Consider the following 13760-nt stretch of genomic DNA (forward strand, 5'->3'; position numbering starts at 1 on the left):
TTGCATGAACCCTGGAAACGCGTGAATGAGCGACTTGATAAAAAAGAAGCGGTTCCAAGCTGTCGTGCTGCCACATCTGAACTCGGCGTTCAACCTGGCGTGCTGGCTCACGCACAATCGCCAGGATGCAGAGGATGTGGTGCAAGAGGCGTATCTGCGGGCTTTCAGGTTCTTCGACGGCTTTCATGGCGAAGACGGCCGCGCATGGCTGCTGACGATTGTGCGCAATACTTTTTACAACTGGCATCAGGACAACCGGAAACAGCACCAGGAAACGCCGTTTGACGAAGACTTGCATCAGACCGCGGCTGGCGACGCCATTGGCCAGGCCGCCGCCGACAACGATCCGCAGGCGCTGCTGATACGCAAAGACAGCGAGCAGCAGTTGCAGCGCGCGCTGCAAGTCTTGCCGCTGGAATTTCGCGAGGTGATGGTGATGCGTGAACTGGAAGAATTATCGTATAAACAAATCGCCGCCATTGTCGGCATACCGATCGGCACTGTCATGTCGCGCCTCGGTCGCGGCCGTAAATTGCTGGCGACGATTCTGGCGCCCGCAATCGCAACACCGACCACCCCGTCCAAGCAGGAGCGATGATGGACCATCAGGAAGTGCAGGAACTATTGCCCGCCTATGCCGATCAGGAGCTCGGCATAGTAGAGACGCTTGAGATCCAGCGTCACCTAAATGGTTGCGCCGATTGCCAGCGCGAGTATACGGCGCAATGTATCGTCAGCGCGCGGTTCAAAAAAGAGGCCGGCTACTTTGATGCGCCGCCGCATCTGGCGCAGCGCATCATCGCCGCCTTGCCGCAAGATGCGGCCAGCATCAGGTTCTGGCACGTGAACTGGCGCAATTTCAGATGGCGCAATGTCGGCGCCGCCATGGCGACGATGCTGGCGCTGGCCTGGAGCGTCGGCCTGTATCTCAATCTGCCATCTGATCAGGACAAGCTCACCGAAGAAGTGATTGCCAGTCATGTGCGGTCACTTCAGGTCGATCATCTGTCGGACGTTGTCTCCACCGACCAGCACACGGTCAAGCCCTGGTTCAACGGCAAACTGAATTTTTCGCCGCCGGTGGTCGATCTGGCGCCTCAAGGCTTTCCGCTAATTGGCGGCCGTCTCGATTATCTTGCCGGCCGGCCGGTGGCGGCGCTTGTGTACCGGCATGCGAAGCATCCGATTAATTTATATATCTGGCCCACCACCGACCGCGATGCGCCGCCGCAGTCACAGAGCCGGCAAGGCTATCATCTGGTGCACTGGACCTGGGACGGCATGAATTATTGGACGGCATCGGATCTGGCTGCCGCTGATCTGCAGCAATTTGCCGACATGGTGCGATCGGTGGTGCGGCAATAAGCCAGGACTTCGGGCAAATTTATTTCCTTTGAGAACAAATGTTCATCTTGCAACACTGTACAATGCCGGCGGTGCATTCTCGATAAGATGTTGTCTTTTATCTCACTCCCTAGGAAATATTGATGAAAAAGCTTTTTTTGATTGCTCTGATGAGCTATGGCACAGCTGCTTTCGCCGGCGCCGGCGGCACGTTGCTGGAGGTGCCGGTAACTTATCACCCGGACGCCGGTGTGGTAGATAAGGTCAAGGAAGAGTGCCAGATAGAGAGCATGTTGTCGCATCGCATCGGTCCGGTGCTGGCCAAGCTGAACAAGGGCGGCGACGGTACAGTCTCTACCGGCGCCGAAACAGGCGGCGCCACTTTGCTGCGTTTGCAGATTACCCATGTGCTGGGGGTTGGCGGCGGTGCATGGAGCGGCCCCAAAGCCATTACGGTCACGGCGGATTTGCTGGACCCTAGCGGCAAAGTACTGCGTCATACCAAAATCAACCGCTGGTCTGTCGGCGGGATGTTCGGCGCTTTCAAGGGGACCTGCACCATTCTCGACCGCAGCGCTGCCGCCATTGGCAAGGACCTGAGCCGCTGGGTGCGCGATCCATCCTATCAAGTGGCGGACGAACCGGAGCCGAAAGAGGCGGAAGCAGCGCCTGTCGCCGCACCCGAGGTGACGCCGGAAAAAACGCAGTAGTCGTTTTTTTGCGACGCAGCAGATATCAGGTATCGGTCGCGAAGCGTCATTTGTAAAGAAAGAGCCCCGGCGACGTCGGGGCTCTTTCTTTTGCGGCGCGTGTTTTTCCGGAGCGGCTGGATGCTCTTTAGTTTTTTGTGATGGAACTCAACAATTCAATAACATTTGGCTGTTTGACAGATGCCGTTTCGTCGACGAAAGTGATTAGGTCAGGGAGGCAGTTGCGCGGAACCTTGTCGGCCGGTCTGAAGACATCTGCCGCGCAGATACAAATCACTGCCAATAATGACAGTTCAACAGGGAACTTCAAAAGCGTAATATCAATCTGAGCAAGCGGGCTGCCGGCATCGGCTGCACCGGTTTTGCATTCTTGTCGCGGCGTTGCGTATCCGGCGGATTTGCGTGGTCGGCGAGCGTCGGCGGCGGGCGTGAACGGCCAAACAAGCGTCGTTACCTTTTCTTGCAATAAGGGGCAAAAGGATACTTTTAGCGATGCTAGGATAGCGCATCCTTTTACTACACACTGAAGGAGATTGTAATGGTTAGGCTCACTGAGGCGACCGTCATTTTTAAAGGGCTTGCCTACGAATTCGACAGCACGGCCGAAGCAGCGGAATTCAAGAAAAGCCTGGAAGCCGGCGGCGACCCGAAGCGTTATGCCGATACTTTCAAGTGTATCGATATCTACGCAACCCCCGCCAAGCGCGAGGTAGAAGAAGCGTGATGTGAATGGCTTCAGCACGTTGTTGTAGCGATAGGCATCAAACGCGTAAAGAATTTATTCTCTGGTTTTACATTTTATGTTATTCGCAACACAGCGTGAACGTGGAAATTTCAGGTACTCCCTGACAATCAATCCACTTGTCAACGGCAACTTCGAAGTACTCATTGTGATGGTAGCGATATCAGGCCCGGACAGGGCGATTGAACTGGTCTTCAAGCCCCCGATTGCGGCGGCAAGCGAGACCGATGCACAACATCTCGGCATTGAATGGGCAAAAATCTGGATTGATGCGCAATCCTAGAGCGGATTGCCGATTGAGAGAATCTGCGGATTTTGCGGCTCTGCCGCAGTCGCGATCCGCCGCCCCTTGCTTGCATCTCTTTGCATTATTTCGTGCTACGATTCCCATCCGATAAACGCGATCTTCCCCATGGGGTGGCCGCTTGCTGCGGCGTTTGCCGCAGCGTCCTCAACAGGAGAAACCATGCAGCTTATTGGTATGCTTGACTCACCTTATGTCCGTCGCGTCGCGATTTCCCTGCAGCTGCTTGGCATTCCATTCGATCATCAATCGATTTCGGTATTCAGTACCTTCGAACAGTTCCGGAAAATTAATCCGGTAGTCAAGGCGCCGTCGCTGGTGTGCGACGATGGCGGCGTACTGATGGATTCCTCGTTGATCCTGGAATATGCCGAAGCCCTGGCCGCGTCGGGCAAGAGCCTGATGCCGGCGGAGATTGGCGAACGCTTGCATGTCCTGCGGATTGTCGGGCTAGGGTTGGCGGCGTGCGAGAAGAGCGTGCAGATCGTCTACGAGCGCAACTTGCGGCCGCCGGAAAAGCAGCATGCGCCGTGGGTCGAGCGGGTCCAGGGCCAGCTGTTTTCCGCCTATCAGGCGCTGGAAAGCGAACTGCGTAAAAAACCGTTGGAAGCGACCAGCCGGACCATGAACCAAGCTGGAGTGACCACTGCGGTGGCTTGGAATTTCACACAGATGATGCTGCCGGAAATCGTCATCGCAGCCGATTACCCGACCCTGCAGGCGTTTTCTGAAAAGGCTGAACATCTGGCGGAATTCGTTGCCGCGCCGCCGTTGTGATTTGTGCTTGCAATCGCTGCCGGCCAGCGTAACTGCTGTCTTTAGGCGATTGCGCCGGCGTTATTGCGGGTGCGTCGCGTTGCGCATGCCGCCGGTATCGTCACACCAGCTGGGGCGCGCATCGGGGTCGTCGCATTTCAAATGCGGATAGGCACAGCCGGTCAATAGTGAAATGAAGAAGAGTATCCCCAATGCTCCTAGTGCAGTTTTCATGAAAACCACCTGTCGGTCTGGTTTTAGTTCATCAAGCGGCACTGCCGCAGTTCACACTTGTAAAGCTGTTGCTGGCCATCTTCGCAGCTGACCTGATAGGTTTCCACCGCGCTGGTCCTGGCGATCAGCTTGGCGCCGGCCGCAGGTGCACATGCGCTCCTGCGCGCCATGCGTTCCACCACATCGGATAGCTCGCCGCGTTTAGGCGCTGGAGTTTGTTGCGGCATGTCGATGATCTGTTCCGACGGGCCGAGCGATTCCGACAGCGATACCGGCGCCTCCGCTGGCGGCGGCGTAGAACTGCGCGGCGGCGTATAGTTGCGCACGTTTGGCTGCAGCACGCAGCCCGCGAGGAGGATAGTGGCGATGGCGATAAACAGGCCTGTCGATGGACTTTTCATGCGTCTCCCAATAAAAATTGTATCAAGTCGAATATGCAATATCTGAGGTAAATGTATCACCTTTTGGCAATGCCGAGCCCGGCTTTAAGTGTAGCCTGCGCTGGCAAAAATAGAAACCCGGGACAATGCCCATGCGGTTGCGAACAGCGTAACGGCTCCGAAGGCGAGCGGCAGGCGGAGTTCCAGGATGCCGCCGCCCCAGTTGGCGATGGCGACCGCAACTGCACGGCGCGGGTGCGCGCCGTGGCGGTGTATGGCTTAGCGTTTGACCGACGCCGCAGTTTGCCCGAACAAGACGTTGCGGGCATCGTCCGAGATCGGCGCCACATTGCGCGCATACACATCCTTGGCGCCGTTGTAGGCTTTGATCACGGCCGGCCTGGCGGCGATGCTGTCGAGCCAGCGTTTCAGATGCGGGAAATCGTCCAGGTTCTGGCCATGCGATGCATGCGGCACGATCCACGGGTAACTGGCCATGTCGGCAATCGAATAATCTCCTGCCAAAAACTCGCGCTCCGCCAGCCGCTGGTTCAGTACGCCGTACAGGCGGTTGGTTTCATTGGTGTAGCGGGCAATTGCGTAGGGTACTTTTTCGGGAGCGTACACATTGAAGTGGCCGTTCTGTCCGGCCATCGGTCCCAGTCCGCCGACTTGCCAGAACAGCCATTTGATCACTTCATTGCGGCCGCGCAGGTCGGCGGGCAGGAAACGGCCGGTTTTTTCAGCCAGGTACAGCAGCATGGCGCCGGATTCAAACAGCGATATGGCCTTGCCGCCGTCGGCAGGGGCATGGTCCACCATGGCCGGGATTTTGTTGTTGGGTGAAATACTGAGGAACTCCGGCTTGAACTGGTCGCCGGCGCTGATGTTGACCGGGATCAGGTTGTAAGGCAATCCTGCCTCCTCCAGAAACACGGTCATCTTGTGGCCGTTCGGGGTCGGGCAGTAATAGAGGTCGATCATGCTTTTTCCTGGGAGTGATTTTTCGGCTTCATATTGAACCATAAAAGCACTGTTTCAGCTGGGACGGCGCCGCTTTCAGAATGTCAGCGCCTTGAGATAGCCGGTCAGTTCAAGGTAGCCGCGGCCGGCGCGTTTGCCGTCACGGTTTACGGTGACCGCGCCTTCCCAGTAGACCGATCCCGTCGATAGCCGGGAGTCGAGTTCCTGGTCATCTTGCAGCGGCAGCAGCGACCATGTGATCGCGCCGGTATGCAATAAGGGTTGTACCGGATAGCTGGCGTCGGTACGCGGCGAACGCCAACTGCGCTGCGGCACGAAGCTAACCTGCTCGGGTGCGAACTGGGTGACCTGGCCGCGCGCATCGCGCAGGGCTGCATGCGCCCATATTTTTTTGCCACTGCGATCGCGGATCTGGAACGCCATCAAGGCCGAGCCATCGTCCAGGTTGGCGCCGAGCCAGTCCCAGCCGACTGCATTCGCATCCAGCACGCTGGTCGACCATTCGTGATCGAGCCAGGCGCTGCCACTGACTATCTGTGGTTGTCCGGCTTGGCCGTTGCGGCTCACTTTACCGCTGACCTGCAGCTGCGGTTCACTGTAGTAGTAGCTGGCTTGCGCCGCCTGCGGACCTTTGCGGGAATAGCCGCCATCGCCTTGCAGCAGCGGCGGCTGGGTCGGCTTCAAATTGAGCTCCAGTGTAAAGTCACGGGCTGCGGCGTTGACTTGATAACTGCCATCGGCATTGCGCAGCAAGCGCCAATTGTCTAGCGCGACGTCGGTGTTGCCGGTCTTGGCGTAAGCCAGGTCGAAACCGGCGCGCGCGCTTTTCTGATCGTGCAGCAGTTTGCCGAGGCCGGGGTCGGACAACGCCGCGTGGGCGATGATCAGCTGGGTCGGCGCGAAGGCGCTGGGGTTGGCGCGGTCGTGTTCGGTGGCGGAGCGGAAAAAAGTGATCTGGAAACCGAGCGGCTTACCGTCCGGCATGGCCAGCCAGCCGGTGGCGTACCACCATTCGGTGCGAAAATCGGGATGAGCGCCGCTATATTGCGGCAGCGTCAGCGCGTGGTCAGGGGTTACCTGCGCAAACCGGGGCGGCGCGGCAAATGACGATGGCATCCACAACAGCGCGACGCTTACGCTTAGCAGGCAACTTGCCAGCCGTTCGTTCCATCTGTAAAACATCACGCGCAACATCACCAGTCCTCCCGCACTGCTTGCAACACATCGATAGACACCGCGCGCAGCCCGGCCAGCAAGGCCGTCGCGCTGGCGGAAACCAGCAGTAGCAGCGCCACAATCAGCAGTCCAAGCCAAGGCACGTGCAAATCCATGGTCCAGTGAAACGATTGCGGATTGACGATGAACACCAGGATCAGGCTGATCACCCAGCCCAGCAGGAAACCCACCGCCATCCCGAGCGCCGTCAGCAGGCCGCCTTCCAGCGCCAGCATGGCCAGGATCTGGCGGCGCGTGACGCCTATGTGGCGCAACATGCCGAATTCGCGGGCGCGCGCCAGGGTTTGCGCGGAAAAAGTGGCGGCGACGCCAAACAAGCCGATCACGATGGCGACGATTTCCAGCAGATAAGTGACGGCAAAGCTGCGGTCGAAAATCTTCAGGGTGAGCGCACGGATTTCTCCCGGCTGGGAAAATTCCAGCGCCGCGCCGAACGGCAGCTTGCGCAGCGTTGCAATCACGGTCGCCGGATCAACCCCGCGTTGCACACTGAGGGCAGCGTCGGTGACTTCGGTATCGCCGCTCAAGCGCTGATAGTCCGCCAGGCGCAACTGGATGGCGCCGGTTTGCCGCGCATAGTCACGCCAGATTCCTGCAACCACGGCAGGATAGCGGTGTCCGGCCAGCGGCAGCATGAGCCGCTGGCCCAGGCGATAGTGGTAGAGATCAACCATGGCTTCCGAGATCCAGACCGGCAATTCACCGGCTGCGTTGGCGGCGCTGACTGTCGCAGGTGGCAGCAGCGGGCCGACCATGGGCAGGCTGCGTCCCGGATCTGCGGCGTCGATGCCGCGCGCGATCAAGATCACCGGCGGCCGCGCCGGGTCCAGCGCCAGCGGCGAGGTGCGCAGGAAGTCGGCGCGCGCCACGCCCGGCGCGGCGGCGAGCAAACGCTGTTCGGAAACGCGCATGGCGCCGGTTTCGCCGCTGCCGGCGGAGCGCACGTACAAGTCCGCCGACAACAGCTGCTGCATCCAGTCGTCGACCGAGATGCGGAAGCTGGAGACCATGATGGCCATCGCCACGATCAGGCTGAAGCTGGACAGTACGCCGCCCAGCGCGATCGCGGCTTGGCCGGGAACATTGGCGAGGCGCGCCAGTACCAGCGTCCTGACGACGCCGGTGCGGCGTCCCAAGCTGAATTTTTGCAGCGCGGAAAAAGCCAGCGCCGCCAACCGCGGCATCAAGGTAATTCCGCCGATCAGCAGCAGCGCCACCGCCAGATAGCCGAAGATCGGCAGATTGAACAGTGGCGGCAATTGCGTCAGGAGCGCGCCCAGTAACAGACAGCCAAGCGCCGGCAACGGCGTCGCCAGCCGTGCCAACGTGGTTTCCTCGCTGCCCGATTTGAGCGCCGCCGCCGGCTGTGCCTTGGCCGCCTCCAATGCCGGCGCCAGGCTGCCGAGCAAGGCAATGCCGCTACCCAGGGCAAAGAAAACCAGAGCCGCCGGCCAGTCGAAACTGACGCTGGCCTGGACTCCGCGGAAATAACCGCCGCCGAGATCGCCGCCTAAAAAATGCAGTGCCGTCGCCGCCAGGCCATATCCCAGCGCCAGTCCCAGCAACGCTCCCAGGCAACCCAGTAGCGCACCTTCCAGCAACACCTGGCGCAACAGTTGGGCGCGTCGCAAACCCATCACGCGCAGCAGGGCGAACTGCGGACGACGGCGGATGACCGACAGCGCCTGGGTAGAGAACACCAGGAAAGCGCCGGTAAACAAAGCCACCAGCGCCAGTACATTCAGATTGATGCGATAGGCGCGTGACATATTATTGTTGCTGCTGTCCTGATCCTGGCTTTCCGATACCTGTGCACCGGCCGGCAGCTGTTGCCGCAGCTTTTCCTCGAATGCTTCTCGGTTGACGCCTGGCTGCAACTTGAGATCGATGCGCGACAGCTTGCCGATGCGCTCAAAGCGCCATTGCGCAGCGCCGATATCCATGACCCCAAGCCGTTGGCCGGCACGCGCGCTCAGCAGACCGCCAGCCACCCGCAAATGGACGATGCCGGTGCCGTTGCGCAGCGCCAGCTGGTCGCCCGGTTTGACTTGCAGCCACTCCTGCGCGGCGGCCGACAGGAAAATGGCGTCGTCGGCGAGGCTGTCAAATGGCCGCTCTGGAGCCGGCACACCGACCAGGTCAGGCGCAATCCGGGAAGCGCGAAAGACATCGATGCCCAGCACTTTCAGCGCGCTCTGCCGGCCCGGCAAGGTAACGCTGAGTTCCAGCACCGGACTGGCTACGGCGACTCCCGGCCGCTGCGCCAGTTGTGGATACAATCCTTCATCGAGCCAGGCTTGCGCGCCGCGCACCTGCAGGTCGGACTGGCCGGACAAGCTGCGGGTGGCGGCCGAAAATTCATTGAAGGCGGCATCGTTGATCAGGTCGACCGCGTAGCCGAGGGCGACGCCGAGCGCGATGGCGGCAATCGCCACCAGTGCGCGCACCGGATGTGCACGCCATTCGCCCAGCAACAGCCAGCGCGCTAGCGTACGCCGCCGCTTGCCTGATCGGACTGCGCGCGCAGTTGCCGGGACGCCGGGGATCATTGCAGCAGCGGCAGAGTCGCGTTTTCTGGCAGCGCGCGCAAACCGTCGGCGGTCATGATCAGAATACGGTCGGCGCTGGCTGCGGCGGCGGCAGAATGGGTGACCATGATGGCGGAAGCGCCGTTGGCCTTGATTTCCTGGCGCAGCAGCGCCAGCACTTCGTGCGCGGTGTCGGGATCGAGATTGCCGGTCGGTTCGTCGGCCAGGATCAGCTTGGGCCGGTGCACCAGTGCCCGTGCGATGGCGACTCTTTGCAGCTCGCCACCAGACAGCTGGCGTGGAAAGTCATTGCCGCGGCCATCCAGGCCGACCGCCGCCAGCAGCTCCAGAGCGCGTTCCTGCGGCGCGTCATTCAGCAGTAACGGCAGGGCGACGTTCTGCTGCAAAGTCAGATGCGGCAAAATATGGAAAGCCTGGAAGATGAAGCCCAGCTTTTGCCGGCGCAGGCGGGTGGCGGCATCGTCGTCCAGGCTCGACATGGTGACGCCGTCGATCAGTATCGCGCCGCCGTTGGCGGTATCGAGACCGGCGATCAGGTTCAGCAGGGTGGATTTGCCAACCCCCGAGTCGCCCATGATGGCGACGTATTCGCCGGCTGCCAGGCTGAAATCGAGATGCGCCATCACCACCCGGCCATGGCTGTAGGTTTTGCGCAGACCGCGGCATTCCAGTGCTGGAATGGCGTTGGCGGGAGAGGGTGTTGTCGGATTGGTCTGCATGCAGGATGGACAGGTTAAGTACGTTGATATGAGAGAATATTTAGCAGTGTAGATGATTTCACCCGGGTAGTCGGGTGCATCTGCCGACAAGCCTGGAGACCTGCGCCGGATCTTATTTCAGCAAAGATCGCATGGCGGCATAAATTTTGGCACAATACGCGCCTCTGCCGACTCTGTGCGCTGACGTTACGCTTCGGTCCCGACCGCCCCGATAAGAAAATTGCCGCCGCCATCCATCATGAGTCCCGAACACCTGCAATTATTAGTCACGCGCCAGATGCCTTTCGGGAAATACAAAGGCCGCCTGATCGCCGATTTGCCGGGCGATTACCTGGCCTGGTTTGCGCGCGAAGGTTTTCCTGCAGGAGAACTGGGCGGCCTGCTGGCGCTGATGTACGAGCTGGATCACAATGCCTTGTCGCATTTGCTGGAACCTTTGCGCCAGCGGTGATCAAAGAAAATTGAATAAAACCCATTGCCACAGGTCATCAACGATAGAATCAAGCACATGGCTAATCCTTTAAAACCGTCCGACCTGAAACAATCCGCTAAAAACATCAAGACACGTTTCGTCGCAATTTCCTGGCGCGACCTGGCGATCAGCTTCGGGCCGATTGCCTTGCTGGCGATCCTTGCCATCTGGCTGGCGATCAGGTTCATCCATCCGGCGCCGCCGAATACCCTGACGATCACCACCGGCGCCGAGAACAGCAGTTTCTGGAAAACCGCGGAAAAATACCGGGTTATCCTGGCGCGCAACGGCATCAAGCTGAAAATCGTCAGCTCGGAAGGTTCTCTGGATAACCTGAAAAAACTGAGCGATCCCCATTCCGGCATCGATGTCGGCTTTGTCCAGGGCGGTGTGGCGGGCGACATGCCGATCGACGGACTGGTGTCGCTGGGCAGCATTTCCTATGTGCCGGTGTCAGTGTTCTATCGTAACCAAGATAGCCGCGGCAGCCATGTTAGTCATGCCAACCCCGAAAGGCTGGACCGTTTGTCCGAGTTGCGTGGCAAACGGATCGCGATCGGCGCTCCCGGCAGCGGTTCGCGGGTGCTGGCGCTGACGCTGCTGAAAGCCAACGAGATTGAACTCGGTGGCAGCACCGAGCTGCTGGACATGGGTGGCGACGAAGCGGCGCAAGCCCTGACCGACGGCAAGATCGACGCCGCCTTCCTGATGGGCGATTCGGCTTCGCCGCCGACCATGGTCAAGCTACTGCACACGCCGGGCATCAATCTGCTCGATTTTTCCCAGGCTGGCGCTTATGCGCGCCGTTTCAGCTACCTGAACGAGCTGAAGATCCCCAAGGGCTTGTTCGATTTCGGCAAGAACATCCCGAGCCGCGACATTCACCTGATTGCTCCCACCGCTGAGCTGATTGCTCGCGACGACCTGCATCCGGCGCTGTCCGATATGCTGATCGACGCCGCCAAGGAAGTGCATAGTGGCGCCAACGTGCTGCAGCACGCCGGTGAATTCCCGGCGCCGCTGGCCCATGAATTTCCCATCAGCGAAGACGCCACGCGCTATTACAAATCGGGCAAAAGTTTCTTCTATCGCTCCGGCTTGCCGTTCTGGCTTGCCAGCCTGGTGGACCGGACCCTGGTGGTACTGCTGCCGATCATCCTGCTGCTGATTCCCGGTTTCAAGCTGGTGCCGCTGCTGTACGGCTGGCGCATCAAGTCGCGCATCTATCGCTGGTACGGCGCGCTGATCGCGCTGGAGCGCGCAATCGCCACCGATACCGAGGAGGAGCACGGAGAATTGCTGAAGCGGCTGGATCATATCGAAGAAGGAGTTAACCGGATGAAAATGCCGCTGGCGTTTGCCGACCAGTTTTATGTGTTGCGGGAACATATCGGCTTCGTCCGTTCCCGCCTGCTCGGTAAAAATTGAGCGAAGTTAAACGAAACTGGCGCGATGAGACAGTTAATCATTGTAAATAACGTAAATCTCTAGCACATTTTGATTGTTATGTGAGAGCGGGGGTGTTAAAACATCTTTGCAAATTGCTGCGCGGCATCGGTTATTATTTAGCAGACATTTGTTAATCGAACAGAGGTGAGGTGGGACATGAATATGAGATTTTCCGTTTCTGTCGTATGCGCATTGCTGTTCGCGCAATCTGTGCCGGCGTTGGCGGCGCTTGGCGCCGCCGCCGGGCCTGCTGCTGCCAACGGCACGGTGCAACAGGCTGCCAGTGCTCGCGCCAAGGCCAGCGCCCGTGTTTCCAGCTACAACGGCTATACGGTTAGCGAAACAGTCAATCCGTCCGGCACCACGGTGCGGGAATATATTTCACCTGCCAACATCGTGTTTGCGGTGAGCTGGCAGGGCCCAGACATGCCGAATCTGCAGGAAGTGCTGGGCACCTATGCCGACCAATATGTCAGCGCTGCGAGCGTCCCCCATGCGGGCCGGCGGGCGGTGACGATTCAGTCCGATCAGCTGGTATTGCATTCAGGCGGTCATATGCGCTCCTTTGCCGGCAGCGCCTATGTGCCATCCTTGCTGCCGCAAGGCGTGACCCCTAGTGATATTCGCTGAACGGAGGATGACCATGCGTTCTTTGACTTACCTGCTTTGTGTGCTCAGCAGTTCACTCCTGCTGGCCTGTGGCGGTGGCGGCGGTTCCGACAACAACACCCCGACCCCGACGCCGAAACCAACCCAGAATGTCCAGGCCATCGTGATCGACAGCGGTCCGCTGGCAGCATCCGGGCAATCGGTCAACGCCGTCAATTCACCCTATATCTCCGTGACCATTTGCCAGCCCGGCAGCACCACGCAGTGCCAGACCATCGACCATATCCTGGTGGATACCGGCTCCAGCGGTTTGCGCATCATCTCGTCGGTTTTGTCCGGTAGCATGACGCTGCCGGCGCTGACGTCCTCCAGCGGCAACCCGCTGGCTGAATGTGCGCGTTTTGCCGATGGTTACAGCTGGGGCTCGGTCAAGCAGGCCGATGTCCGTATCGCAGGCGAAGTCGCCAGCAGTATTCCGGTGCATATCATCGGCGATAGCGCTTTTCCATCGGTGCCAAGCGGTTGTTCCGGCAGCCTGGTGGCGGAAAATACGGTGGCTGCTTTCCACGCCAATGGCTTGATCGGCATCAGTACATTTATCCAGGATTGCGGCAGCGCCTGTGCCGGCCAGGCGCTTGAGGGTTGGTATTACTCTTGCCCGGGCGGCGCGAACTGCACCGCGACCACGCTGCCGGTGTCGAGCCAGGTGGCGAATCCGGTAGCCGCCTTCACCACCGATAATAACGGCACGGTAATCCAGATGCCGGCCATCGGCGCCACCGGCGCAGCTGGCGTCACCGGATCGCTGATTTTCGGCATCGGTACGCAAGCCAACAATGCCCTTGGCAGTGCCGGCGTCTACACGCTCAATAGCTCGGGCAACCTGAGTGTGCTGTATCAGGGACAAGTCATGCAGGCTTTCTTTGACAGCGGTTCGAACGGCCTGTTCTTTACCGATTCGACCATCCCTGCTTGTAGCAACGGCTCCGGGTTTTATTGTCCTTTATCTAGCGTAACCCGGAATGTCACGAATACCGGCCTCAACGGCCGCAGCAACATTGTCAGCATTAACATAGCCAACGCCAACACGTTGTTCCAGTCGAATCCGAACAACACTGCATTCAACAATCTGGGCGGCAGCGCGGCTTTCGCTTCCTTTTTTGACTGGGGCCTGCCATTCTTCTTCGGCAGATCGGTGTACACCGCGCTTGAGGGCGTTTCTGCGGCCGGCACCGTCGGACCTTATGTTGCTTACTAAATAAACTGCAGCGA

16 protein-coding genes are annotated in these 13760 nt (G+C 59.4%); 10 read left to right on the top strand and 6 right to left on the bottom strand.

What is annotated here, in order from left to right:
• The first annotated feature begins 25 nt into the window (after positions 1-25).
• From ABI171_RS11955 to ABI171_RS11980, 6 genes are all read left to right on the top strand, one after another.
• Positions 26-598 (top strand): sigma-70 family RNA polymerase sigma factor, encoded by a 573-nt coding sequence (locus tag ABI171_RS11955; RefSeq protein ID WP_348092779.1) that lies wholly within the window; start codon positions 26-28, stop codon positions 596-598.
• A complete protein-coding gene (locus ABI171_RS11960; protein WP_348092780.1) occupies positions 595-1365 on the top strand; it encodes an anti-sigma factor in 771 nt (256 codons plus the stop codon). The genes ABI171_RS11955 and ABI171_RS11960 overlap by 4 nt, the downstream gene beginning before the upstream one ends.
• A 122-nt stretch (positions 1366-1487) precedes the next feature.
• A complete protein-coding gene (locus tag ABI171_RS11965; RefSeq protein WP_348092781.1) occupies positions 1488-2054 on the top strand; it encodes a hypothetical protein in 567 nt (188 codons plus the stop codon).
• A gap of 538 nt (positions 2055-2592) precedes the next feature.
• Positions 2593-2778, top strand: coding sequence for a hypothetical protein (locus ABI171_RS11970; RefSeq protein ID WP_348092783.1), 186 nt, complete (start codon positions 2593-2595; stop codon positions 2776-2778).
• 76 nt (positions 2779-2854) lie between these two features.
• Positions 2855-3079, top strand: coding sequence for a hypothetical protein (locus tag ABI171_RS11975; RefSeq protein ID WP_348092784.1), 225 nt, complete (start codon positions 2855-2857; stop codon positions 3077-3079).
• A 183-nt stretch (positions 3080-3262) separates the two neighbouring features.
• Positions 3263-3877 carry a glutathione S-transferase gene (locus tag ABI171_RS11980; protein ID WP_348092785.1) on the top strand — a complete coding sequence of 205 codons (615 nt, stop codon included), beginning with the start codon at positions 3263-3265 and terminating at the stop codon, positions 3875-3877.
• A gap of 60 nt (positions 3878-3937) precedes the next feature.
• Here the strand turns inward: ABI171_RS11980 and ABI171_RS11985 are convergent, their stop codons facing one another.
• The 6 genes from ABI171_RS11985 to ABI171_RS12010 form a co-directional block, all read right to left on the bottom strand.
• Positions 3938-4090, bottom strand: coding sequence for a hypothetical protein (locus ABI171_RS11985; RefSeq protein ID WP_348092786.1), 153 nt, complete (start codon positions 4088-4090; stop codon positions 3938-3940).
• Between the two features lie 23 nt (positions 4091-4113).
• Positions 4114-4491 (bottom strand): hypothetical protein, encoded by a 378-nt coding sequence (locus tag ABI171_RS11990; protein WP_348092787.1) that lies wholly within the window; start codon positions 4489-4491, stop codon positions 4114-4116.
• 258 nt (positions 4492-4749) lie between these two features.
• Positions 4750-5454: a glutathione S-transferase N-terminal domain-containing protein gene (locus ABI171_RS11995; RefSeq protein ID WP_348092788.1), complete on the bottom strand. Its 705-nt coding sequence runs from the start codon at positions 5452-5454 to the stop codon at positions 4750-4752.
• A 75-nt stretch (positions 5455-5529) separates the two neighbouring features.
• The gene (locus ABI171_RS12000) at positions 5530-6570 is read right to left on the bottom strand and encodes a carotenoid 1,2-hydratase (RefSeq protein WP_348092968.1); all 1041 of its coding nucleotides are present in this window, start codon (positions 6568-6570) and stop codon (positions 5530-5532) included.
• A gap of 77 nt (positions 6571-6647) precedes the next feature.
• Positions 6648-9239 (bottom strand): ABC transporter permease, encoded by a 2592-nt coding sequence (locus ABI171_RS12005; RefSeq protein WP_348092789.1) that lies wholly within the window; start codon positions 9237-9239, stop codon positions 6648-6650.
• Entirely contained in the window at positions 9236-9958 is a 723-nt protein-coding gene (locus ABI171_RS12010) for an ABC transporter ATP-binding protein (RefSeq protein ID WP_348092790.1), read from the bottom strand. The genes ABI171_RS12005 and ABI171_RS12010 overlap by 4 nt, the downstream gene beginning before the upstream one ends.
• Before the next feature lie 238 nt (positions 9959-10196).
• Between ABI171_RS12010 and ABI171_RS12015 the strand changes: the two genes are divergently transcribed.
• The 4 genes from ABI171_RS12015 (at position 10197) to ABI171_RS12030 (ending at position 13746) form a co-directional block, all read left to right on the top strand.
• Complete coding sequence (locus ABI171_RS12015; protein ID WP_348092791.1) at positions 10197-10409, top strand: DUF3820 family protein; 213 nt, start codon at positions 10197-10199, stop codon at positions 10407-10409.
• A gap of 57 nt (positions 10410-10466) precedes the next feature.
• Positions 10467-11858, top strand: a complete 1392-nt coding sequence (locus ABI171_RS12020; protein WP_348092792.1) for a TAXI family TRAP transporter solute-binding subunit — start codon at positions 10467-10469, stop codon at positions 11856-11858.
• A gap of 183 nt (positions 11859-12041) precedes the next feature.
• Positions 12042-12509 (top strand): DUF2844 domain-containing protein, encoded by a 468-nt coding sequence (locus tag ABI171_RS12025; RefSeq protein WP_348092793.1) that lies wholly within the window; start codon positions 12042-12044, stop codon positions 12507-12509.
• A 13-nt stretch (positions 12510-12522) separates the two neighbouring features.
• Positions 12523-13746, top strand: coding sequence for a DUF3443 domain-containing protein (locus tag ABI171_RS12030; RefSeq protein WP_348092794.1), 1224 nt, complete (start codon positions 12523-12525; stop codon positions 13744-13746).
• Positions 13747-13760: the final 14 nt, after the last annotated feature.

Origin of the sequence: Collimonas sp. (assembly GCF_039923675.1) — a bacterium.
Taxonomy (GTDB): domain Bacteria; phylum Pseudomonadota; class Gammaproteobacteria; order Burkholderiales; family Burkholderiaceae_D; genus Collimonas.

Excerpts from the sequence above, each read along its gene's own strand:
- ABI171_RS11955 (WP_348092779.1), top strand. The coding sequence starts at position 26 with ATGAGCGACTTGATAAAAAAGAAGCGGTTCCAAGCTGTCGTGCTGCCA.
- ABI171_RS11960 (WP_348092780.1), top strand. The coding sequence starts at position 595 with ATGATGGACCATCAGGAAGTGCAGGAACTATTGCCCGCCTATGCCGAT.
- ABI171_RS11965 (WP_348092781.1), top strand. The coding sequence starts at position 1,488 with ATGAAAAAGCTTTTTTTGATTGCTCTGATGAGCTATGGCACAGCTGCT.
- ABI171_RS11970 (WP_348092783.1), top strand. The coding sequence starts at position 2,593 with ATGGTTAGGCTCACTGAGGCGACCGTCATTTTTAAAGGGCTTGCCTAC.
- ABI171_RS11975 (WP_348092784.1), top strand. The coding sequence starts at position 2,855 with ATGTTATTCGCAACACAGCGTGAACGTGGAAATTTCAGGTACTCCCTG.
- ABI171_RS11980 (WP_348092785.1), top strand. The coding sequence starts at position 3,263 with ATGCAGCTTATTGGTATGCTTGACTCACCTTATGTCCGTCGCGTCGCG.
- ABI171_RS11985 (WP_348092786.1), bottom strand. The coding sequence starts at position 4,090 with ATGAAAACTGCACTAGGAGCATTGGGGATACTCTTCTTCATTTCACTA.
- ABI171_RS11990 (WP_348092787.1), bottom strand. The coding sequence starts at position 4,491 with ATGAAAAGTCCATCGACAGGCCTGTTTATCGCCATCGCCACTATCCTC.
- ABI171_RS11995 (WP_348092788.1), bottom strand. The coding sequence starts at position 5,454 with ATGATCGACCTCTATTACTGCCCGACCCCGAACGGCCACAAGATGACC.
- ABI171_RS12000 (WP_348092968.1), bottom strand. The coding sequence starts at position 6,570 with ATGCCATCGTCATTTGCCGCGCCGCCCCGGTTTGCGCAGGTAACCCCT.
- ABI171_RS12005 (WP_348092789.1), bottom strand. The coding sequence starts at position 9,239 with ATGATCCCCGGCGTCCCGGCAACTGCGCGCGCAGTCCGATCAGGCAAG.
- ABI171_RS12010 (WP_348092790.1), bottom strand. The coding sequence starts at position 9,958 with ATGCAGACCAATCCGACAACACCCTCTCCCGCCAACGCCATTCCAGCA.
- ABI171_RS12015 (WP_348092791.1), top strand. The coding sequence starts at position 10,197 with ATGAGTCCCGAACACCTGCAATTATTAGTCACGCGCCAGATGCCTTTC.
- ABI171_RS12020 (WP_348092792.1), top strand. The coding sequence starts at position 10,467 with ATGGCTAATCCTTTAAAACCGTCCGACCTGAAACAATCCGCTAAAAAC.
- ABI171_RS12025 (WP_348092793.1), top strand. The coding sequence starts at position 12,042 with ATGAGATTTTCCGTTTCTGTCGTATGCGCATTGCTGTTCGCGCAATCT.
- ABI171_RS12030 (WP_348092794.1), top strand. The coding sequence starts at position 12,523 with ATGCGTTCTTTGACTTACCTGCTTTGTGTGCTCAGCAGTTCACTCCTG.